We start from the raw sequence: 19,860 nt of genomic DNA on the forward strand, positions 1-19,860 counted from the left end.
CGACATGGGGCCGATCAAGGTCATGCTGGTGGATGATCATGCCGTGGTGCGCATGGGCTTCAAGCTGCTGCTGGCTGCGTGCGAGGACATCGAGGTGGTGGGCGAGGCGGACAGCGGTGAGGTGGCTTACCAGCGCTACCCCGAGCTGAAACCCGACGTGATCGTGATGGACCTGTCAATGCCGGGCATGGGCGGTATCGAGGCGGTGCGCCGCCTGGTGGCACGCGACAAGGCGGTGCGCGTGCTCGCACTGTCGGCGCACGAGGACACGGCGCATCCCAAGCGCGTGCTGAAGGCAGGCGCCAGCGGTTATCTGTCGAAACGAGGGGCACCCGAGGCCTTGATCGATGCGGTGCGCACGGTGGCCGCAGGACGCATGTACCTCGACGCCGAAATCGCCCAGAAGCTGGCGATGCAGGACGTTACCGGTTCGCAGAACCCGGTCGAGGCGCTGTCGGAACGGGAATTCGAAGTGTTCATCCATCTCGCGCGCGGCGAGTCGGTGAACCAGATCGCGGAAACCCTGCATCTTTCTTCATCGACAGTGGGTACCCATCTTTACAACGTGAAGCAGAAACTCGGCGCCTCCAACCAGGCCGAGCTCACGCTCATCGCGCTGCGCAACGGGCTGATCGAAGCCTGATTGCAGCGTCCCCGGGCGCGGGAACGACCAAGGCCTGCTCACAGGCATCCTGTTTGCACCGCAATGGTGCCTGCGCGCAACGGCACGCACCCGGCGAGGACATCCTCCCGTGTGCGCGCATGCCCGCTCCCCGCATGCACATGCTTCATTTCCCGCGCACTCCTGTTGAGCGGTGAAACATGCCTGACACACCCGAACCTGTTGCGCTGCAACATGCAACGGCCGCGAGGAGGTGCGTATGTCCATCGAACGAACGAGCCATCGCCATTTAACCTTCTGCATCCAATGCATCGATGCGATGCATGAAGGCTGGCACGCTTCGAGCTTTTGATGGTGCAACGCGGCAAAAAAACGGCGCTCGCGCCTTCCATAACGGATTCGCCCATACAGGTTTCCAGCAATGTCCCGTTAGTTCACCTGCCGCCGCCAAGGAGGATCGCTCTCCGGACGCGGACAAAAGGAGAGTCATCATGCGCACCCTTGGCCTGCTTTTCATGCTCACCATGGCTCCAGGCGTACACGCCTACGACGCCGAGCTTTATCTCCAGTTGTCCTCCCACATGGTGAAGGTGATGGCTGCGGATGCCGATGGCCGCATGAGCAGCGGCAGCGGTGTGCTGATCGATGACCACCACATCGTCACCAACTGCCATGTCGTCGGCCGTGCCTCGCACGTGATCGTGGCGCGTGGCAGTTACGGCGTACCGGTCAGCGCGCGCACCGCGGATACGCGGCATGACCTGTGCGTCATGAACAGTGCGACCACCATGGGCAATCCCGCTCCCTTGTCCGCGTCGCGCGAGCTCAAGGTCGGCGACACGGTCCGTGCGGTCGGCTTCTCCGGCGGGCGTGCCCTGTCGATCAGCGAAGGCCGCGTCATCGCGCTGCACGAAATGGATGGTGCCCAGGTCATCGAAACCGACGCCTTCTTCAAGCAGGGCGCATCGGGCGGCGCATTGTTCGACGAACAGAACCGCGTGGTCGGTGTATTGACCTTCTTCGTGCCTGGCCTGCAGCGCAACTTTGCCGTGCCGGTCGAATGGGTGAAGAAGGGGCTGGCCGAAGCCCGCGACATAGAACTTCCGCTGCAGATGGCGGCAGCACCGTTCTGGGCTGCCGAGGATCACGACAAGCCCTTCTTCCTGCGGGCGATACAGCTCGAGAACGAAGGCAACTGGAACGGCCTGCGTGCGGTGGCGCGGGAGTGGGCGGATGCAGAGCCCGACAGCCGGGGCGCCATAGAAGCCGCAGTAAAGGCGAGCCGGTTGCCTCCGCGGTAAAGCTGAACACTCCGGTCCGCCGCTTGACGGCAACGAGGTGCTTCGTCGCAGGCCCCGTCCCCCGTCCGTGTCGACACGGCGGGGGACGGGGTCGCCGCGTCATCGCGCGTCGCTCTGCACCGAAGCGACAGGCGCGGCGGCGGCATCCTGCAGGGCAACCTGCCCTCCGCCCGCCGACGGCAGCAGCGGCACGATGAGCAGTGCCACGATGTTGATGATCTTGATCAGCGGATTCACCGCCGGGCCCGCCGTATCCTTGTACGGATCGCCGACGGTATCGCCGGTCACCGCCGCCTTGTGCGCATCGGACCCCTTGCCGCCATGATGGCCGTCCTCGATGTATTTCTTCGCGTTGTCCCATGCACCACCGCCGGTGGTCATGGAAATCGCGACGAACAGGCCGGTGACGATGGTGCCCATCAGCACCCCGCCGAGGGCCTGCACACCGGCTTCCGCCCCCATCAGGAAGGCCATGCCGAATGCAACGACCACCGGCACCAGCACCGGCAGCAGCGACGGCAGCATCATTTCCTTGATCGCCGCCACGGTGAGCATGTCGACCGCGCGTGAGTAGTCGGGCTTGGCCGTACCTTCCATGATGCCGGGGATTTCCTTGAACTGGCGGCGCACTTCAACCACCACCGCGCCGGCCGAACGCCCTACCGCTTCCATCGCCATCGCACCGAACAGGTAGGGAATCAGGCCACCGATGAACAGGCCGATGATGACTGCGGGATTCGCGAGATCGAAAGCCACGCTGTGTCCGACCGCCTCCAGCGCGTGCGTGTAGTCGGCAAACAGAACCAGTGCGGCAAGACCGGCCGAGCCGATGGCATAGCCCTTGGTCACCGCCTTGGTGGTGTTGCCCACGGCATCGAGCGGATCGGTCACGGCCCGCACAGAATCGGGCAATTCCGACATTTCCGCGATACCGCCCGCGTTGTCGGTGATCGGACCGTAGGCATCGAGTGCCACCACGATGCCGGACATGCTGAGCATGGAGGTGGCCGCAATCGCGATGCCATACAGGCCGCCCAGCGTGTAGGCCGCCCAGATCGCCGCGCACACGGCCAGAACCGGCCAGGCGCATGACTTCATGGACACGCCCAGGCCGGCGATGATGTTGGTGCCGTGACCGGTGGTGGAGGCCTGCGCGATATGCTTGACCGGATCGAAGTCGGTGCCGGTGTAGTACTCGGTGATCACCACCATCAGACCGGTCAGCACCAGCCCCACCACCGCCGCACCATAGAGCCGCCACTGCGCGCCGTCGGCGATGCCCATCGATGCGCTCAGTGCGTCGTCGGGCATGAGCAGCGTGGTCAGCGGATAGAAGGCGATGAGCGCCAGCACACCGGCGACGATGAGGCCGCGGTAAAGGCCGTTCATGATCTTCTGGCCGGGCGCGGTCTTCACGAACAGGCAGCCGATGATGGACGCAATGATGGAGAACCCGCCCAGCGCCAGCGGATAGATCACCGCCGCCTCGGCGTGGTCCTTCAGCATCAGCGCGCCCAGCAGCATGGTGGCCACCGTGGTGACGGCATAGGTTTCGAACAGGTCGGCCGCCATGCCGGCGCAATCGCCGACGTTGTCGCCGACATTGTCGGCGATCACCGCCGGGTTGCGCGGGTCATCCTCCGGAATGCCGGCCTCGACCTTGCCCACCAGGTCGGCGCCCACATCCGCGCCCTTGGTGAAAATGCCGCCCCCCAGTCGCGCGAAGATGGAAATGAGCGACGAGCCGAATCCCAGCCCGATCAGTGGATGGATGATGTGGTCCATCGCATCGCCCGGCGCGGCACCGCTGCGCAGCACGGCGAAATAGCCGGCCACGCCGAGCAGACCCAGCCCGACCACCAGCATGCCGGTGATGGCGCCACCGCGGAAAGCCACATCGAATGCTTCGGAAATGCCTTTGCGCGCCGCCTCGGCGGTTCTTACGTTGGCACGCACCGACACATTCATGCCGATGTATCCCGCCGCACCGGACAGCACGGCGCCGATGACGAAGCCGGCGGCGGTGGAGACGCCCAGCGTCAGCGCGAGCACGACCGCCAGCACCACGCCAACCAGCGCGATGGTGCGGTACTGCCTGTTCAGATACGCCTTTGCCCCCTCCTGCACCGCATCGGCAATTTCCCGCATTCGCGGATTGCCGGTGGGCTGGGCAAGTATCCACCTGCTGGACAAGGCGCCGTAAAGAATGGCCAGAACGGCGCAAGCGAGTGCGAACCACAGACCGTAAGTCGACATCACCCCTCCTCTTGTACTGACTGCAACAAAAGGGCGGCGCCAGAACACCGCCCCGGACGCTGCAAGCAGCCTGGTGGGCTGCCCGATCGGCCTGCCTTGCGCAGCCGATCCGGTAAGTCACCCGTGCGCGGCCAGGCGCACGGTCACAAGTTCAGCCGGCGAAGGGAGCCAGCACCGCCGGCACCCCGACATTTCGCAGCTTCACATAGACGGGCAAGCCATCGACATAGGGCGGGACATCCTCACCGACGATGAGCGGCCGGATGTAATCCCGGCATGCGTCGGTGATGCTGAAGCCATCGTCCGATATGAAGTGCCGTGGCATCATCTTCTCGTGGTTCGCGACATCCTGAAGTTGCGCCACGTCAATCTTCCACGCATACGGACGGTCGGACACGCGCGTGATGGCGGGCATGACCGCGTTGCGCTCTGCCAGCGCCAGTTCCACCGCGCGCCGGCCCAGCGCGTACGCCTGCTCGACGTCGGTCGCGGACGCGACATGACGGGCACTGCGCTGCAGATAGTCCGGCAGCGCCCAGTGATACTTGTGGCCCAGTGTCGACTTGATCAGCTCGGCCACCTGCAGGCCCACGCCACCCAGTTGCGCGTGGCCGAACGCGTCGCGTACGCCGGACTCGGCAAGCAGTCGCCCGTCCTGACCGCGCAAACCTTCCGACACCGCGATCGCGCAGAAGCCGTGATCGCGCACGCAGGCATCGACGCGGGCGAGGAAGGCCGGCTCATCAAACGGAATTTCGGGGAACAGCAGCAGGTGCGGCGCGTCGCCGGGCGCACGTGCGGCCAGTCCGGCGGCGGCGGTGATCCAGCCAGCGTGACGGCCCATGACTTCCATGACGAAGATGCGGGTGGACGTGCGCGCCATCGACGCGACATCGAGCCCGGCTTCCATCATGGACACGGCGACATACTTCGCGACCGAGCCGAAGCCCGGGCAGTTGTCGGTGTGCACCAGATCGTTGTCTATGGTCTTGGGAATGCCGATGCATACCAGCGGATAATGCATGCGTTCGGCAATCTGCGACACCTTCCATGCGGTATCCATGGAATCGTTGCCGCCGTTGTAAAGGAACCAGCGGATGTCGTGCGCGCGGAAGACTTCGATCAGCCGTTCGTAGGACGCGCGATCCTCATCGGGGGCTTTCAGCTTGAAACGGCACGAACCGAAGGCGCCGCCCGGCGTGTGCCGCAGCGCCGCGATGGCCTCATCGCTTTCGTGCGAGGTATCGATCAGGTCCTCGTGCAGGGCGCCGAGGATGCCGTTGCGACCGGCCAGCACGCGGCCGATCCGGTCGGGGTGTTCGCGTGCCGCCTGGATGACGCCGCAGGCGGACGCATTGATCACCGAAGTGACGCCGCCGGACTGTGCATAGAACAGATTGGCGGCCATCGCGTCGGTCAGCTCAGCGCGTCGAACGCCCGCTGCATCACCTCGTCCACCGGCCCCACGCCGGATATGGCGCGATACTTCGGCGCCCCGGCTTCGCCGCGGGCGGCCCAGCCCGAGTAGTACTCGACCAGCGGCCGGGTCTGCGAATGGTAGACGTCGAGGCGCTTGCGCACGACCTCTTCGCGGTCATCGTCGCGCTGGACCAGCGCTTCGCCGGTCACATCGTCCTTGCCTTCGACCTTGGGCGGATTGAACACCACATGATAGGTGCGACCGGATGCGATGTGGGCCCGGCGCCCGCTCATGCGGGTGATGATGTCCTGGTCAGGCACCTGGATCTCGAGCACGTAATCGATGGGTACGCCGGCGGCCTTCATCGCGTCGGCCTGCGGAATCGTGCGCGGGAAGCCGTCGAACATGTAGCCGGCCTTGCAGTCGTCCTGCTTCAGGCGGTCCTTCACGAGATCGATGATCAGATCGTCGGACACCAGTCCGCCCGCATCCATCACCTTCTTCGCCTCGATACCCAGCGGCGTGCCCGCCTTCACGGCGGCACGCAGCATGTCGCCGGTGGAAATCTGCGGGATGTTGAAGCGTTCCTTGATGAAGGTCGCCTGGGTTCCCTTGCCTGCGCCCGGCGGGCCCAGCAGTATGAGACGCATGTGCTCTCCTGAAGTGAGTCGGTATTTCGGAATCTGCAGACCACTCTGCCCGGCGGGCGCATGGTCGGAGGCCGCGACCTTACCGCCAACTGCGGGTAGGGGTCAAACCGCAGCGCGTCACAGCGCGCTCTGTTCGAATACGGCGCGTATGCGCTCCAGGTCTTCCGGGGTATCCACGCCGGGGTGAGGCATCGGCACATCGCGCACGACGCGGATGCGGTAGCCATGCCACAGGGCACGCAACTGTTCGAGTGCCTCGACCTGTTCCACCGGTGCCGGTTGCAGGCGTGCGTTGCGCTGCAGGAAGCGCACGCGGTAGGCATAGATGCCGATGTGGCGCTGTGCGCCCAGGTCGGCCGGCAGCGTCCGGCTGTCGGCGGCGAACGCGTCGCGCGCCCACGGGATCGGCGCACGCGAAAAGTAAAGGGCGCGGCCATGGACGTCGCAAATCACCTTCACCACCGCCGGATTGAAGAAATCGGACGCGTCGTCTATCGCGCTGCTGGCGGTCGCGATCGATGACTCCGGATCCTGGTCCAGCGCCGTGGCAACCCGGTGTATCAGATCCGGATCGATCAGCGGTTCGTCACCCTGCACATTCACCACGACGGTCGCTGGCGACCAGCCCATGATGTCCGCCACCTCGGCGATGCGGTCGGTTCCGGTCGCATGGTCGCTGCGCGTCATGACTGCATCGAAGCCGTGGCTGCGCACGACATCGGCGATCTGTTCGTGGTCGGTCGCCACGACCAGCGATTCGGCGCCACTGCTTGCCGCGCGCTGGGCCACCCGCACGATCATGGGCAGACCGGCGATATCGACCAGCGGCTTGCCGGGCAAGCGGGTCGAGGCGTGGCGCGCGGGGATGACCACCTTGAACATGGGGATTCTCCGTGGCGGTTCAGGCGCTGCGGCCCGGTGCCTCGCGCAGGGCCGCCACCTCGTCCTCGCTCATTTCACGCGCCTCGTCCTCCAGCATGACCGGTATGCCATCCCGGATCGGATAGGCCAGCCGGCTCGCCTTGCATTGCAGCTCATTGCGGCTGCGATCGAACACGAGCGGCGCTTTGGTGACGGGACAGACAAGAATTTCAAGAAGACGGGGGTCCATTCATCCACTCCGTGAGGCGAACCGAAATGACGGCCGCCAGATCAGGGTCGAGATGAGCCTCGACCGGCAACACCCACATGGGGATGTCCGACAAACCATGACATTTTACCGCGTCCTTCTCGGTCAGCAGTATCGCGTCGCAGTCGGCGAATTCCAGATCGGCCGCCGAATAGGCGTGATGATCCGGAAAAGGATGTTCGACGACGGCAAGTCCCAGCATGCGCAGATGATCGAAGAAGCGCGCGGGCTCGCCGATGCCGGCCACCGCGTGCAGACGCAGTCCGGCCAGGCCCTCCGCCATGCAGCGCACGGAACGGTCGTCGAGCCGCTCGAACAGCTCGCCATGCAGGGTCATGCGGAACACCGCTGCGCCCCCGGGCGGTGCGTGAGCCGTCCCGTTCAGCACCACGGCATCGACGGCCGACAGGCGCGACATCGGCTCGCGCAGCGGCCCGGCAGGAAGATGGAAGCCATTCATGATGCCCCGCCGGTCGAACACCACGATCTCGATATCGCGTACCAGGGCATAGTGCTGCAATCCGTCATCGCACAGCACGACATTGCACTCCGGATGGGCAGCGAGCCCGGCAGCGGCGGCGGCGGCGCGCGCTCTGCCCGTCCACACCGGCACGCCGCTGCGCCTCGCCAGCAGCAGCGCCTCGTCGCCGCACTGCGCGGCATCATCGGAGGACCCCACCTCTCGCGGCGAAGATGCGGACCCTCCGTGTCCTCGCGTCACGATCAGCGGATGCCAGCCGAGCCGCGACAGCTCGCGCGCCAGATGGAGGGTGAGCGGCGTCTTGCCCGCGCCTCCCGCAATCAGGTTGCCGATTACCACCACCGGAACCGGCAGGCGCGAAGCACGCAGCACTCCTGCGGCAAACATGCGGCGCCGGATGCGGACGACAGCGGCAAACAGGAGGGACAGGGGCCACAACAACCAGGCCCGCGGGCCGCGGTGGCGCCACCAGGACGGCGCCGAGCTCATCGCCCGGGAGCCGCGTCCGACTGAGTGGCAAAGGACACGCCGGCTATGCCGGCTTTCTGGGCCGCCTGCATCACGTCGATCGAGGACTGCAGCCGTGCATCCTTGTCCGAAGAAATGATGACCACGGGTTCCTGCTTTCCGGCGGCCGCCGTCGCGATGGCCGTCGCCAGCGCATCCGCGTTTCCTGCGGCCACCTGCTCCCGATTCACCAGGATGTCGCCCCGTGCGGTGATGAGCACATTGATCTCGCGATCCTTCTGCTCGGACGCGGATGCGTCCGCGCTTGGCAGCGTGATGTCCAGTCCGGCTGTCTTCGAATACGTGGTGGTCACCATGAGGAAGATCAGTATGACCAGCAGCACGTCGATCAGCGGGATCAGATTGATCTCCAGTTCCTCGCGGCTGCGTCCACGGCGGAAATTCATGCTGTGTCCTTACTTCACCAGGCGTTCGCCGTGCACGATCTCGACCAGCTTGACCGCCTGCTGCTCCATGTCGACGATGAAGTCGTCGACGCGGCCGCGAAAGTAGCGATAGAAGATGAGGGCGGGAATGGCGACGAGAAGACCAAAACCGGTGTTGTACAAGGCGATCGAAATGCCGCTCGCCAGTTGCTGGGGATTGCTGCCGCTGGCGGTTTGCGACGCGAAGATCTCTATCATGCCGACCACCGTGCCGAACAGGCCCATGAGCGGTGCCGCGGCGGCAATCGTACCCAGCGTCGTGAGATAGCGCTCGAGGTGGTGCGCCACCGCGCGCCCCTCCTCCTCGATCGCTTCCTTCATCACCTCGCGCGAGCTGCGCACATTGCGCAGGCCGGCGGCCAGGACACGCCCGAGCGGCGAATGCGCGGCCACCCGGCGTATCATGTCGTCCGAAGGCTGACCGCCTTTGAGGTCGGCCGCCAGCGATTCGATCAGGCCGGCCGGTACGACCTTCACGCGGCGCAGGCTGGCCAGGCGTTCGATGATCAGCGCAACGGCAATGACGGAAGCAGCAAGCAACGGCCAGATCGGCCAACCGGCGGCGCGAATGATGTCAAACACGTGAAGTCCCTTCGCTTTACAGGCGGCGAACTGTAGCGTGCGTGGGCACGAGCGGCAACCCTGGCCTTCTGCCGGTGGCGCCGGTCCCGCGCTTCTCTCGGCTTATCCACAGAAAGTGTGGATAACCGTGTGGGTTTCGCGGGTCCAGCGCTTGTAAGCCGCCATCACGTAAGTGATTTTCTTACAACGTACAAAAATTAAGCTTCGATGAAAAACCTGCAAAACCGGTCCGAGCGGCGCTTGCCGGCAAGGTGGCGATGACCGTGCCAGCGCCCGCAGCGGACGCATCGGCCAGCATCCCCGTGTCCGAGCTGGCGCGCCGCGCCCGCCTGATGCTCGAACGCGAATTTCCGGTCGCCTGGGTGAGCGGCGAGTTGTCCGGTGTGACGCGTGCCGCGTCCGGACATCTCTATTTTTCGCTGAAGGATGAAGCCGCCCAGGTGCGCTGCGTCATGTTCCGCACGCGCGCGCAATTGCTGCCTTTCGAAGCGCGGGCGGGTCTGCGTGTCGAGGTGCGCGCGCAGGTATCGCTGTACGAGGCGCGCGGAGATTTCCAGCTCAACGTCGAGGCGATGCGTACCGCCGGTGTCGGCAGCCTGTACGAAGCTTTCCTGCGGCTCAAGTCCCGGCTGGCCGAGGAGGGGCTGTTCGAGACAGAACGCAAACGGCCCTTGCCGCGCCTGCCTTCGAGCGTGGCCATCGTCACCTCACCGGCCGCGGCCGCTTTGCGCGATGTATTGATCACCCTTTCGCGGCGCGCGCCGCAGATCAGACTCACCTTGCTGCCCTGTCCGGTGCAGGGCCCGGACGCTCCCCCGCGCATCGCGGCCGCGCTCCACCGGATTGTCGACACCGGCTGCGAACTTGTCCTGCTGGTGCGCGGCGGCGGTTCGGTGGAGGATCTCGCGGCTTTCAACGACGAAGCCGTGGCACGCGCCATCGCGGCCTGTGCGGTGCCGGTGGTCACCGGGATCGGGCACGAGACGGATTTCTCGATCGCCGATTTCGTCGCCGACCTGCGGGCGCCAACCCCCACTGCCGCTGCCGAAATGATCAGCGCCGGCCATGTGGAACTGCGCGCGAAGCTGGCTGCGCTGCATGAGCATCTGCAACGACGCATGCGCGAACGCCTCGATCGGCAAGGCAGACGCCTGGACGATGCGGCCAGCCGCCTGATCGCGCCTTCCCGCCGTCTCGAACTGGCGCGCGAGCGACTGGACGGGCTGCAGCAACGGCTGTTCCGCGCCACCGCCGTGGCTGCCCGCAGGCGGCGGGATGGCATCACGGCGCTTGGGCTGCGTCTGGGCGCCACGCGTCCGGACCTGCCGCTGCGCCGAGCCACGCTGGCCCGTCTCGAACGCGCTCTGGCCCGCGGCGCGGAACAGGCTTTGAGCCATGCCGCGCAGCGGCTGCAACTTGCCGCATCGTCATTGCATGCGCTGGACCCGGATGCCGTGCTGATGCGCGGCTTTGCCATCGTACGGGACGAAGCCGGCCACATCGTCGGGCGAGCCGATGAACTTCGATGCGGCCAGCCGGTTCTACTTCAATTCGCGGAAGGGCGCGCGCGTGCCGACATCACCGGTTTTCCGGGCGATACTGTCGCTGGCGATGGCGGCTGATGTCGCCTTGTGCGGCCCTGCTGCGAAGCCCTACACTCATGTGCTTGTTTTTTTGAACCGACTGACGGGAGAACACAATATGGAACATACGCTGCCCCCCCTGCCCTACGCGATGGATGCGCTTGCACCGCACATTTCGCGCGAAACGCTGGAATTCCACTATGGCAAGCATCATCAGGCCTATGCCACCAACCTGAACAACCTGATCAAGGGTACCGAGTACGAAAGTCTGGACCTGGAAGCCATCATCAAGAAGGCGCCCGCGGGTGGCGTGTTCAACAACTCGGCCCAGATCTGGAACCACACCTTTTTCTGGAACAGCATGAAGCCGAATGGCGGCGGTGCGCCGACCGGCGCGCTGGCAGCGGCGATCGATGCGAAGTGGGGCAATTTCGACGAATTCAAGAAGGCGTTCAAGACCTCCGCCGTCGGCAATTTCGGCTCCGGCTGGACCTGGCTGGTCAAGAAGGGCGACGGTTCGCTGGACATCGTGAACACCACCGGTGCCGGCACGCCCCTGACGTCTGACGCCAAGGCGCTGCTGACCATCGATGTGTGGGAGCACGCCTATTACATCGACTATCGCAACCGTCGTCCGGACTTCGTGGACACCTTCCTCGCGAGCCTGGCGAACTGGGATTTCGCGGCCGCGAATTTCACGTCCTGAGCGATCGCCGGAGATCACCTCCGGCATTGCCCGCAGCGCGCCGCCGCGCGCATGCCACGGCGGCATGAGCGCGACGGACTTCATTCAGGAGAACAGCATGTCGCAATGGAGAAAGGCCGGGCCGAACGAAACCTTCACCGCCGAGGAAATCGATGCCCGGCTGAAGGCAGAACTGCCCAAATGGACCTACGAGGACGGCTGGATACGCCGCAAGTACAGGACCAGCGGCTGGAAGGGCACCCTCATGGTGGTCAATACGGTCGGCCATCTGGCTGAAGCGGCTTTCCACCACCCGGACCTGACGGTGTCCTATGCCTTCGTGATCGTGAAGCTCGTGAATCACGAAGCCAAGGGCGTCACCGAACGCGATTTCCAGCTTGCCCGCAAGATCGAGGATGTGATCATGTGGCAGCCCGCCGGGGAGGAAGGCAGTGCTCTCGCCGGAACTCCGGACGATCCCCGCTTCAAGTACATCAAGTACGACTGACACCTTTGTAGCGCCGCCCGTGCGTATCGAATATCCGAGTTCCATCGATGCCATTCCGGCGGCGCAGTGGAATGCCCTTGTCGGCCTCTGCACGCCGGTCACGCACGCCTTCCTGTCCGCGCTCGAACGCAGCGGCTGCGTACGGGCGGAGACAGGCTGGGTTCCGGATCACGTCGCGCTGTATGACGGTGATCGCCTGGCGGGCGCCTTGCCGGGCTACCGCAAGTTCCACAGCTACGGCGAATATGTTTTCGACTGGGCATGGGCGGAAGCGCTGGAACGCAGCGGACGCGCCTACTACCCCAAGCTGCTCTGCGCAAGCCCGTTCACGCCGGTGCCAGGTCCTCGCCTGCTCGCGATCGACGCGGCTGCACGCACCGGATTGCTTGACGCATGGCTCGAGCACGCCCGTACGCAGGGTGTGTCTTCCGCGCATCTGCTGTTTCCGGACGCGGAATCGCTCGACGCCGTCAGCCGGGCCGGCATGCTTCTGCGAACGTCGGTGCAGTTCCATTGGCATAACCATGGGTATCGCGATTTCGACGATTTCCTTGCCTCGCTGAGTGCCTCCAAGCGCAAGAAGATCCGCCAGGAAAGACGCCGGGTCGCCGAGCTTGGCGTCACTGTCCGCATTGTGGAAGGGCGCGATATCACCGATTCGGAACTTGAGCTTTTCGTGCGGTGCTATCGCAACACCTATCGTGTGCGGGCGCAGCGTCCCTATCTCAACCAGACCTTCTTCGAAGCGCTGAGGCAGGACATGCCCGAGGGTCTGGTGCTGTTCGTGGCGTCGCGGCAAGGACGCGATTTCGCGTGTGCGATGAACCTGCGCGACCGGGAGCGGCTGTATGGGCGCTGGTGGGGGGAAATCGAACATCACCCCTTCGTCCACTTCGAAGTCTGCTATTACCAGGGCATCGCCTATTCCATCGAGCACGGCATGAAAGTCTTCGAAGGGGGTGCGCAAGGCGAGCACAAGATGGCGCGCGGCTTCACACCGGTCGAAACCTTTTCCGCTCACTGGCTGAGGGACCCGGACATGCGAGAGGCGGTGGCCGACTACCTGGCACGGGAACGGGCCGGCGTGGCGCGGCATATCGACGAACTGGAGGATCGCAGTCCATTCCGGCAAAGATGCGCGAGCGAGGATGCCGCGCCCACCCCCGGCGACCGGGTCTGAATCAAGGCGGCGCGCGGCCCGCGCGCCGCCAGGGCATCAGTAGTTGGGCTTCGAATCGGACTGCAGGAAGCGGTCGACGCCGGCCATGATTTCGGCCTTGGCATCCTCGATATCGCCCCAACCCTCGACCTTCACGAACTTGCCCGGTTCGAGATCCTTGTAATGCTCGAAGAAATGGGAAATCTGGTCGAGCAGGATCTGCGGCAGATCGGACGGGCTCTTGACCGAACGGTACATGGGAGTGAGCTTGTCCACCGGAACGGCAAGCAGCTTTGCGTCCTGGCCGGCCTCGTCGACCATCTTCAGCATGCCGATCGGGCGGCAGCGCACGACCACCCCGGGCGGCAACGCGAACTGGGTCAGCACCAGCACGTCCACCGGGTCACCGTCGCCGGCGATGGTGTGCGGAATGTAGCCGTAGTTGCACGGATAGTGCATGGCGGTCGACATGAAGCGGTCGACGAAAATCGCGCCGGATTCCTTGTCCACTTCGTACTTGACCGGGTCCGAATGCATCGGGATTTCGATCACAACGTTGAAATCGTTGGGCAGATCCTTGCCCGACGGAACTCGCTCCAGACCCATTTAGATGCGCTCCTATTGAAAAGCCGCGGATTATAGCGATTGGTGCGATGCAGCAGAAGTGCGCTGATCACGCTTCACGTCGACAGTGATGTGCGCCAGCGCTGAATCCGCTTCCAGCATGGCGCGCAGTACCTCCGGATCGCCATCGGACGGCGCCGCGCTTACCGTCAGGGAAAGAGCATGGCGGCCGGGCGCGAGCAACCACACATGCAGATCGAGCGTCCTCCCGCCCCACGCGGCGACCTTCGCCATCACCCGGTCGGTCAGCGCGCCTTCCATCTGTCGGTCGAGCAACACGGCCGAACTGTCCCGCGCGAGATTGGCAGCCCAGCGCAGGATGACGATGCCGCCGACGCAGGCCACAACGGGATCCATCCAGTCCATGCCGGCCCATTTACCCCCCATCAGGGCGGCGATGGCGGCGATCGAGGTCAGGGCATCCGCCACCACATGCAGATAGGCCGCCCTCAGATTGTGATCATGATGGTGATCGTCGTGGCTGTCTTCATGGTCGTGATCGCCCTGCGCATGATGATGATGATCGTGCAACAACAGCGCGCTGAGCAGGTTCACCGCCAGCCCCAGCACCGCTACCAGCAAGGCCTCGTCATACTGGATGGCCCGGGGTTCGAAAAGGCGGGTTACCGCTTCGAAAATCATCAGCGCAGAGGCGCCTGCCAGCAGCAGACTGGACGAATACGCGGCGAGATAGGACACCTTGCCAGGGCCGAAGCTGTAGTACGCGCTGGCGGCATGAGCGCGCATGTAGCGATAGGCAAAGGCGCTGATCGCCATGGCGGCCACATGGGTACCCATGTGCCAGCCGTCGGCCAGCAAGGCCATCGACCCCGATACATAGCCGGTCACGATCTCGACCAGCATGGCGATGCAACTGATCCAGAAGACCCGTGTGACCGCCCGTTCGGCGCCCTCGGGTTGCATCAGGAAATCCGGGTGTGCCGTCGGACAGTGTGCGCGCGGACAAGAGTCCGCTGAATTCGGGAGTGTGTGCCGGTCCATGCGGCACATTGTAAGTGCTGCCGCAGCGGCTGTCGCCGAGGCCGGATTGAACAGGGAATACCGGCCGCTTTTCGCGCATTGCTGCAAAAGCACTTGACATCGCTGCGAATCCACGAATAATACGAACCATTCTCATTACTAACTCTGTTGGCGAATGGACCGTCCGGAAACATCGCAGTCTCAGGCGCCCGTGGCCACCAAGACACCGGCCTCGCAAGCGCCTGTCGTGCTCGACTCGAATCAGCTATTGGCCGGTCGGAAGCAGGTATCGATCAGTCATGGCGGCGAGCTGTACTCATTGCGACTGACCCGCAACGGCAAACTCATTCTGACCAAATAAGCGCCATGTACATCTGTCTTTGCGAGCCGGTAACCGAACGGGACATAAAGACCGCAGTCCAGGAACGCGGATGCCGCACAGTGCGCGACATCGCGGGCGAACTTGGATGCTGCCGCGATTGCGGCCGCTGTGTGCGCGCCGCCAAGGAAGTGATCGAAGCAGCAAGAACGGAAGGCAAGGTGCTCACACTTCACCGGGATCCGGTTCTTCAAGGCATTGCGGCCTGAACATCGAGAAAGGGAATGAGAGCAGTTGCTAACACCGTTCCCATCTGGCTCTGGGAAAGGCTTTCCGGCTTGTCGCATCGGCTCGAACAGGGCCTAGAATGTCGCCAAGACGCCAACTTCGTGGCGTCGTCTGACCGGGAGAATTCTCATGAAGGGCGACAAGAAAGTCCTGCAGTTCCTGAACAAGCAGCTTGTCAATGAACTGACTGCGATCAACCAGTATTTCCTGCATGCGCGCATGTACAGGAACTGGGGACTGAAAAAGCTGGGCGATCACGAGTACCACGAATCGATCGAGGAAATGAAGCATGCGGATGTGTTGATCGAGCGCATCCTGCTGCTCGAAGGCATTCCCAACCTCCAGGATCTGCACAAGCTCATGATCGGCGAGAATGCGCCGGAAATGCTTGCCTGTGACCTGAAGCTCGAACAGGTGTCGCATGCCACACTGAAGGACGCGATCACGTGTTGCGAAACGGCCGGTGACTACGTCTCCCGTGATCTGTTCCGGAAGATTCTCGCCGACACCGAAGAACATATTGACTGGCTTGAAACCCAGCTCGACCTCGTGGACAAGATGGGCTTGCAGAACTATCTGCAGTCCGCGATGGGCGAAGTGGGTAGCTGATCGAAGTGCGCGGCTCCGGTCCCGCCTTCGGATATACCGACCTGCCGGAGCTGCGCCATGAATTCCCGCCAACCGCCTGCGCCTCTGTTTTCGCACCGCCGCATGGCTGCGGGCATGGGCAGAACCGTTCTGTCGGCGCTGATCAGCGCAGGTATACTTTGGATGCTCATTGCGCTGCCGGGAACCTAGCCCTGTTGCCTCAAGCGCGCATGTATCACCGTTTCAACCTGGGGCGACACACCCGATGTCCGGCGCAGCCACTGATCGAATACCGGAAATTCCTCAGCAGACCTTGGCCGTGAACACGACGGGACATGTCCCGCATGGGCGGGAACATGCCTACTCGCATTCCCGTTTCGGCTACCGATCCTGCGCGCTCCTCCTTGCCGCCATGCTGCATGCGCTGGCCGTGTTCTGGGCAATGCGCATGCCGGCGCCCGAAGCGCTTCAACCGCCCGTCATTCTGCAGGCTGCACTCATCGCCCCCGAGCCACTGCCGATGGCGCCGCCCGAACCGCCCAAGGAAAAGCCCAGGGTGGAGCCGGAACAGCCCAAGGCAAAACCGAAGCCACAACCCCGGACGCGTCAGGAGCACGCCCTGCCGCAACTCGTGAGCCCGAGTGACGCGCCCAGCCCGGTCAGTGCGCCGCCTCAGCCGCCGGCCCCGCCAGAGCCGGTCGCGATCGACGCCCCGCCTGCGCCGCCGGCACGTGAGTCCAGTCCGGCACCCGCGCCGGTCGCGGCCTCAGCCCCGGTGGCTGAACCGCCTCCTCCTGCCCCACCCAGGTTCAATGCGGCCTATCTGCAGAACCCGCGTCCGCCCTATCCCGCGATGTCGCGGCGTCTGGGAGAGGTCGGGCGGGTGGTGTTGCGGGTCATGGTCGAGGCGGACGGCCTGCCATCCAGGGTTGAAGTCCGACGTTCCAGCGGTTTCCCGCGTCTGGACGACGCCGCGCTTGAAGCGGTGAAGAAGTGGAAGTTCGTTCCGGCGAAGCGCGGCGACGAAGCGGTTGCCGGCGCGGTGGATGTGCCGATCGACTTCAGTCTCAGTTCATAATCCACACACGACAGGCGCGCTCGTACTACACTGCGGCGCGATCTGGCAACCGGCTTTCCACAGGAGAACCACAGAATGAATGAAACCCTCGGTTTTGCCCACTTTCTTTCCAATGCGGATGGCGTGGCAAAGACGATCCTCGTGCTCATGGTGATCGCTTCGGTCGGCACCTGGTTCCTGATCGTGCTCAAGGGCATCGTCGCGCTGCGCCAGCGCAGCGCGAGCGGCAACTTCCTTGACCGCTTCTGGAATGCATCCTCGCTCGAGGACGTCGCACGCGACATGCGCTCCAATGGCGTCACCGATCCGTTCTCGCACCTCGTGCACGAGGGGTTCAGCGCGGTGGAGACATTGCGCAGTGGCAGCGCGGGCACGCGTGGCCTGATCGCGACCGGCAGCGCCGACGAATTCCTGACGCGTGCGCTCAAGCGTTCGATCGAACGTGACCGGAGCCGGATGGAGTACGGACAGACCTTCCTGGCGTCGGTCGCCTCCAGCGCGCCCTTCATCGGCCTGCTGGGTACCGTGTGGGGCATCTATCACGCCCTGCTGGCTATCGGTGCATCGGGTCAGGGTACGCTGGACAAGGTGGCCGGCCCGGTGGGCGAGGCGCTCATCATGACCGCCATCGGCCTGGCCACCGCCATCCCGGCGGCACTTGCCTTCAACTTCTTCGCCCGTTCGACGCGCAATGTGATGGCCGAACTGAACAGTTTTGCGCACGACGTATTCGTCATGCTGTCCACCGGCGTCAAGGACAGCGGTTCAAACGATCCGCGCGCTACGGGTGATCGCGTGCTGTCGCTGGTCGAACGCAACCGCGGCACGCACTGAACGGAGTCCCCATCATGGCATTTGCGAGTTTCGAGCAGGATGACGACGGTCCGATGGCGGAAATCAACATGATTCCGTTGATCGACGTGATGCTGGTGCTGCTCATCATATTCATGGTGACCGCGCCCTTGCTGACGCATGCGGTGAAGGTTGACCTGCCGAAGGAGTCGACCAGCGCCAACCAGCTTCCTCCCGAGAACATCCAGATCGCGATCGGGCCCGACGAACAGCTTTACTGGGCCGGCGAGAAGGTCGATTCCGCCACGCTGACGGCACGTCTGCAGGAAGCGGCCGCCAAGGACAAGAGCACCGAAGTGCAGTTGCGCGCGGACCAGGGTGTGGCCTACCGCGCAGTAGCCCATGTCATGAGCGAAGCCGCGCGCCTGGGCTTGACGCGCATCGGCTTCGTGACCGATCCGAGCGCTGCGAAATAGGCGTTGCCGGGTCGGTAGCGCTGCTGTGCAGATCGCCTCTTGCTGCGGAAACGATTGCATTGGCGATAAAATGTTTCGTGTCCAGGCCTCACTTGCTTGACAGAGCGTGCGCCCGCTGTTGTAATGCGAATTGTTCTCATCGCGTCCCACGACGGGAACAATAGCCAGCCCCGCTCTGCTCCCCCGTCCGCAGATCAACGCCAGCCACCGCTTCATTCACGCGGGCGCGCCCTGGAGCTTTTCCAGGACGGTTGGCGTGAACACTCAAGACGGAGGATGCACATGAGTACGGACTGCAGCGAGAACGCAGAGGCTAGCCCGAGCACGCTTGCCGCCGCCACGCTGTTCGTGATGACCCGCTTTGCCGAGCGTCCGTGCCCGGAAGTGGCTCAGATGGTCATCCGGCATCTGGAAGTCGTCGCCGACGACGAACGCGCCGATCCACTGATGCGCGAAGTCTGCGGCGCGCTGATCAACCGCTGGACCTTGCATGCCGTCGGCGATATATCGCCCCGGCCCGCACACTGAAACAACACGGAGTTCCCATGTCCCGTTACACCGGCCCCCGACTGCGCGTACTGCGCGCCCTCGGCACCGAGCTTCCCGGCCTGACCCGCAAATCGGCGGAAAACCGTACTTCGCCTCCGGGCCAGCACGGCGCACGTCCCAACCGTCGCAAGTCGGAATTCGGCGCCCAGTTGATGGAAAAGCAGAAGCTGCGCTACAACTACGGCCTGACCGAAACCCAGTTGCGCGCGGTGTTCAAGGAAGCTGAACGCTCCAAGCTGCCGACCGGTGAAAAGCTGGTCGAGCTGCTGGAGCGCCGCCTCGACAACATCGTGTTCCGCGGAGGCCTGGCGCCGACCATTCCCGCCGCGCGTCAGCTTGTGCGTCACCGTCACGTACTGCTGAATGGTCGCAAGGTCAATATCCCGTCCATCCGTGTCCGCGTGGGCGACACCATCACGCTGACCGAGAAGGGCCGCAAGGTGCAGAGCGTGGTCGATGCGCTCGCCACTCCTTCACTTGAACGCGCGGAATGGATCGCCTTCGACGAGGCTTCGCTCACCCTTCGGCTGGCGCATTTGCCGCCGGGCGACGCCACACCCTTTCCGTTCGAATCGCAGAAGGTCGTCGAGTTCTACGCCTTGCGCGTGTAACGCGGATCGCCGTCACCGCGCCATGCGGCGGACGGCGGAATCTGCGCGGCTGTCCGCTTGACGCGAACAGCCGGTACGGAATCAATCCACCGGTGATGCTGCACATGTTGTCCTTCCTCTCTCCTTTCCAGATCCTGCCTGCCGCAGGCCAGGGCACGTCCTGTACGAACTGCTGATCGGCATTCCGGCGCTCAGGGTGCGCGGCGCCGACAGCAGACCCTGGTA

General features: G+C 64.1%; 24 protein-coding genes. 14 read left to right on the plus strand and 10 right to left on the minus strand.

Features of this window, described 5'->3' with window-relative positions; all coding sequences use genetic code 11:
- The first annotated feature begins 4 nt into the window (after positions 1-4).
- Positions 5-643, plus strand: a complete 639-nt coding sequence (locus tag A3Q7_RS0104645; protein WP_018410690.1) for a response regulator — start codon at positions 5-7, stop codon at positions 641-643.
- Between the two features lie 470 nt (positions 644-1,113).
- Positions 1,114-1,923, plus strand: a complete 810-nt coding sequence (locus tag A3Q7_RS0104650; protein ID WP_018410691.1) for a S1 family peptidase — start codon at positions 1,114-1,116, stop codon at positions 1,921-1,923.
- Positions 1,924-2,022: 99 nt separating this feature from the next.
- Here the strand turns inward: A3Q7_RS0104650 and A3Q7_RS19415 are convergent, their stop codons facing one another.
- From A3Q7_RS19415 to A3Q7_RS0104690, 8 genes are all read right to left on the minus strand, one after another.
- A complete protein-coding gene (locus A3Q7_RS19415; protein WP_040570670.1) occupies positions 2,023-4,179 on the minus strand; it encodes a sodium-translocating pyrophosphatase in 2,157 nt (718 codons plus the stop codon).
- Between the two features lie 151 nt (positions 4,180-4,330).
- The gene (locus tag A3Q7_RS0104660) at positions 4,331-5,587 is read right to left on the minus strand and encodes a 6-phosphofructokinase (protein ID WP_018410693.1); all 1,257 of its coding nucleotides are present in this window, start codon (positions 5,585-5,587) and stop codon (positions 4,331-4,333) included.
- An 8-nt stretch (positions 5,588-5,595) separates the two neighbouring features.
- Complete coding sequence (gene adk / locus A3Q7_RS0104665; RefSeq protein ID WP_018410694.1) at positions 5,596-6,249, minus strand: adenylate kinase; 654 nt, start codon at positions 6,247-6,249, stop codon at positions 5,596-5,598.
- Positions 6,250-6,366: 117 nt separating this feature from the next.
- Positions 6,367-7,131 carry a 3-deoxy-manno-octulosonate cytidylyltransferase gene (gene kdsB, locus A3Q7_RS0104670; RefSeq protein ID WP_018410695.1) on the minus strand — a complete coding sequence of 255 codons (765 nt, stop codon included), beginning with the start codon at positions 7,129-7,131 and terminating at the stop codon, positions 6,367-6,369.
- A gap of 19 nt (positions 7,132-7,150) precedes the next feature.
- Positions 7,151-7,360 carry a Trm112 family protein gene (locus A3Q7_RS0104675; RefSeq protein ID WP_018410696.1) on the minus strand — a complete coding sequence of 70 codons (210 nt, stop codon included), beginning with the start codon at positions 7,358-7,360 and terminating at the stop codon, positions 7,151-7,153.
- Entirely contained in the window at positions 7,341-8,348 is a 1,008-nt protein-coding gene (gene lpxK, locus A3Q7_RS0104680) for a tetraacyldisaccharide 4'-kinase (protein WP_026224488.1), read from the minus strand. The genes A3Q7_RS0104675 and lpxK overlap by 20 nt, the downstream gene beginning before the upstream one ends.
- A complete protein-coding gene (locus tag A3Q7_RS0104685) occupies positions 8,345-8,773 on the minus strand; it encodes an ExbD/TolR family protein (protein WP_018410698.1) in 429 nt (142 codons plus the stop codon). The genes lpxK and A3Q7_RS0104685 overlap by 4 nt, the downstream gene beginning before the upstream one ends.
- 9 nt (positions 8,774-8,782) lie before the next feature.
- Positions 8,783-9,394 carry a MotA/TolQ/ExbB proton channel family protein gene (locus tag A3Q7_RS0104690; RefSeq protein WP_018410699.1) on the minus strand — a complete coding sequence of 204 codons (612 nt, stop codon included), beginning with the start codon at positions 9,392-9,394 and terminating at the stop codon, positions 8,783-8,785.
- Between the two features lie 257 nt (positions 9,395-9,651).
- Here A3Q7_RS0104690 and xseA point away from each other — a divergent pair, with 257 nt between their 5' ends.
- The 4 genes from xseA to A3Q7_RS0104710 all read left to right on the plus strand — a co-directional run bounded on the left by xseA (position 9,652) and on the right by A3Q7_RS0104710 (position 13,350).
- The gene (gene xseA / locus A3Q7_RS0104695) at positions 9,652-11,016 is read left to right on the plus strand and encodes an exodeoxyribonuclease VII large subunit (protein ID WP_018410700.1); all 1,365 of its coding nucleotides are present in this window, start codon (positions 9,652-9,654) and stop codon (positions 11,014-11,016) included.
- Between the two features lie 79 nt (positions 11,017-11,095).
- Entirely contained in the window at positions 11,096-11,683 is a 588-nt protein-coding gene (locus A3Q7_RS0104700; protein ID WP_018410701.1) for a superoxide dismutase, read from the plus strand.
- A 97-nt stretch (positions 11,684-11,780) separates the two neighbouring features.
- On the plus strand, positions 11,781-12,170 hold the full coding sequence (locus A3Q7_RS0104705; RefSeq protein WP_026224489.1) for a 4a-hydroxytetrahydrobiopterin dehydratase: 390 nt from the start codon (positions 11,781-11,783) through the stop codon (positions 12,168-12,170).
- 19 nt (positions 12,171-12,189) lie between these two features.
- Positions 12,190-13,350 carry a GNAT family N-acetyltransferase gene (locus A3Q7_RS0104710; protein WP_018410703.1) on the plus strand — a complete coding sequence of 387 codons (1,161 nt, stop codon included), beginning with the start codon at positions 12,190-12,192 and terminating at the stop codon, positions 13,348-13,350.
- 36 nt (positions 13,351-13,386) lie between these two features.
- Here A3Q7_RS0104710 and ppa read toward each other — a convergent pair whose 3' ends face one another.
- A complete protein-coding gene (gene ppa / locus A3Q7_RS0104715; protein WP_018410704.1) occupies positions 13,387-13,935 on the minus strand; it encodes an inorganic diphosphatase in 549 nt (182 codons plus the stop codon).
- 30 nt (positions 13,936-13,965) lie between these two features.
- Positions 13,966-14,877 carry a CDF family Co(II)/Ni(II) efflux transporter DmeF gene (gene dmeF, locus A3Q7_RS0104720; RefSeq protein ID WP_018410705.1) on the minus strand — a complete coding sequence of 304 codons (912 nt, stop codon included), beginning with the start codon at positions 14,875-14,877 and terminating at the stop codon, positions 13,966-13,968.
- 232 nt (positions 14,878-15,109) lie between these two features.
- Between dmeF and hemP the strand changes: the two genes are divergently transcribed.
- The 8 genes from hemP (at position 15,110) to rpsD (ending at position 19,635) form a co-directional block, all read left to right on the plus strand.
- The gene (gene hemP, locus A3Q7_RS19420) at positions 15,110-15,295 is read left to right on the plus strand and encodes a hemin uptake protein HemP (RefSeq protein WP_018410706.1); all 186 of its coding nucleotides are present in this window, start codon (positions 15,110-15,112) and stop codon (positions 15,293-15,295) included.
- Positions 15,296-15,300: 5 nt separating this feature from the next.
- Positions 15,301-15,522 (plus strand): (2Fe-2S)-binding protein, encoded by a 222-nt coding sequence (locus tag A3Q7_RS0104730; protein ID WP_018410707.1) that lies wholly within the window; start codon positions 15,301-15,303, stop codon positions 15,520-15,522.
- 148 nt (positions 15,523-15,670) lie between these two features.
- Positions 15,671-16,150 carry a bacterioferritin gene (gene bfr / locus A3Q7_RS0104735; RefSeq protein ID WP_018410708.1) on the plus strand — a complete coding sequence of 160 codons (480 nt, stop codon included), beginning with the start codon at positions 15,671-15,673 and terminating at the stop codon, positions 16,148-16,150.
- Between the two features lie 298 nt (positions 16,151-16,448).
- Positions 16,449-17,207 carry an energy transducer TonB gene (locus A3Q7_RS21265; protein WP_269745083.1) on the plus strand — a complete coding sequence of 253 codons (759 nt, stop codon included), beginning with the start codon at positions 16,449-16,451 and terminating at the stop codon, positions 17,205-17,207.
- 75 nt (positions 17,208-17,282) lie between these two features.
- Positions 17,283-18,041: a MotA/TolQ/ExbB proton channel family protein gene (locus tag A3Q7_RS0104750; RefSeq protein ID WP_018410710.1), complete on the plus strand. Its 759-nt coding sequence runs from the start codon at positions 17,283-17,285 to the stop codon at positions 18,039-18,041.
- A gap of 14 nt (positions 18,042-18,055) precedes the next feature.
- A complete protein-coding gene (locus A3Q7_RS0104755; protein ID WP_018410711.1) occupies positions 18,056-18,475 on the plus strand; it encodes an ExbD/TolR family protein in 420 nt (139 codons plus the stop codon).
- Between the two features lie 282 nt (positions 18,476-18,757).
- Positions 18,758-19,003: a hypothetical protein gene (locus A3Q7_RS0104760; RefSeq protein WP_026224491.1), complete on the plus strand. Its 246-nt coding sequence runs from the start codon at positions 18,758-18,760 to the stop codon at positions 19,001-19,003.
- Positions 19,004-19,020: 17 nt separating this feature from the next.
- Positions 19,021-19,635 (plus strand): 30S ribosomal protein S4, encoded by a 615-nt coding sequence (rpsD, locus tag A3Q7_RS0104765; protein ID WP_018410713.1) that lies wholly within the window; start codon positions 19,021-19,023, stop codon positions 19,633-19,635.
- Positions 19,636-19,860: the final 225 nt, after the last annotated feature.

This window comes from Methyloversatilis thermotolerans, assembly GCF_000372885.1.
Taxonomy (GTDB): domain Bacteria; phylum Pseudomonadota; class Gammaproteobacteria; order Burkholderiales; family Rhodocyclaceae; genus Methyloversatilis; species Methyloversatilis thermotolerans.

Coding starts and splice junctions, on each gene's coding strand:
- A3Q7_RS0104700 (WP_018410701.1), top strand. CDS start 11,096: ATGGAACATACGCTGCCCCCCCTGCCCTACGCGATGGATGCGCTTGCA.
- hemP (WP_018410706.1), top strand. CDS start 15,110: ATGGACCGTCCGGAAACATCGCAGTCTCAGGCGCCCGTGGCCACCAAG.
- dmeF (WP_018410705.1), bottom strand. CDS start 14,877: ATGCAACCCGAGGGCGCCGAACGGGCGGTCACACGGGTCTTCTGGATC.
- lpxK (WP_026224488.1), bottom strand. CDS start 8,348: ATGAGCTCGGCGCCGTCCTGGTGGCGCCACCGCGGCCCGCGGGCCTGG.
- A3Q7_RS0104730 (WP_018410707.1), top strand. CDS start 15,301: ATGTACATCTGTCTTTGCGAGCCGGTAACCGAACGGGACATAAAGACC.
- ppa (WP_018410704.1), bottom strand. CDS start 13,935: ATGGGTCTGGAGCGAGTTCCGTCGGGCAAGGATCTGCCCAACGATTTC.
- A3Q7_RS19415 (WP_040570670.1), bottom strand. CDS start 4,179: ATGTCGACTTACGGTCTGTGGTTCGCACTCGCTTGCGCCGTTCTGGCC.
- A3Q7_RS0104685 (WP_018410698.1), bottom strand. CDS start 8,773: ATGAATTTCCGCCGTGGACGCAGCCGCGAGGAACTGGAGATCAATCTG.
- kdsB (WP_018410695.1), bottom strand. CDS start 7,131: ATGTTCAAGGTGGTCATCCCCGCGCGCCACGCCTCGACCCGCTTGCCC.
- A3Q7_RS0104650 (WP_018410691.1), top strand. CDS start 1,114: ATGCGCACCCTTGGCCTGCTTTTCATGCTCACCATGGCTCCAGGCGTA.
- A3Q7_RS0104760 (WP_026224491.1), top strand. CDS start 18,758: ATGAGTACGGACTGCAGCGAGAACGCAGAGGCTAGCCCGAGCACGCTT.
- rpsD (WP_018410713.1), top strand. CDS start 19,021: ATGTCCCGTTACACCGGCCCCCGACTGCGCGTACTGCGCGCCCTCGGC.
- A3Q7_RS0104705 (WP_026224489.1), top strand. CDS start 11,781: ATGTCGCAATGGAGAAAGGCCGGGCCGAACGAAACCTTCACCGCCGAG.
- xseA (WP_018410700.1), top strand. CDS start 9,652: ATGACCGTGCCAGCGCCCGCAGCGGACGCATCGGCCAGCATCCCCGTG.
- A3Q7_RS0104645 (WP_018410690.1), top strand. CDS start 5: ATGGGGCCGATCAAGGTCATGCTGGTGGATGATCATGCCGTGGTGCGC.
- adk (WP_018410694.1), bottom strand. CDS start 6,249: ATGCGTCTCATACTGCTGGGCCCGCCGGGCGCAGGCAAGGGAACCCAG.
- A3Q7_RS0104660 (WP_018410693.1), bottom strand. CDS start 5,587: ATGGCCGCCAATCTGTTCTATGCACAGTCCGGCGGCGTCACTTCGGTG.
- A3Q7_RS0104675 (WP_018410696.1), bottom strand. CDS start 7,360: ATGGACCCCCGTCTTCTTGAAATTCTTGTCTGTCCCGTCACCAAAGCG.
- bfr (WP_018410708.1), top strand. CDS start 15,671: ATGAAGGGCGACAAGAAAGTCCTGCAGTTCCTGAACAAGCAGCTTGTC.
- A3Q7_RS0104755 (WP_018410711.1), top strand. CDS start 18,056: ATGGCATTTGCGAGTTTCGAGCAGGATGACGACGGTCCGATGGCGGAA.
- A3Q7_RS0104750 (WP_018410710.1), top strand. CDS start 17,283: ATGAATGAAACCCTCGGTTTTGCCCACTTTCTTTCCAATGCGGATGGC.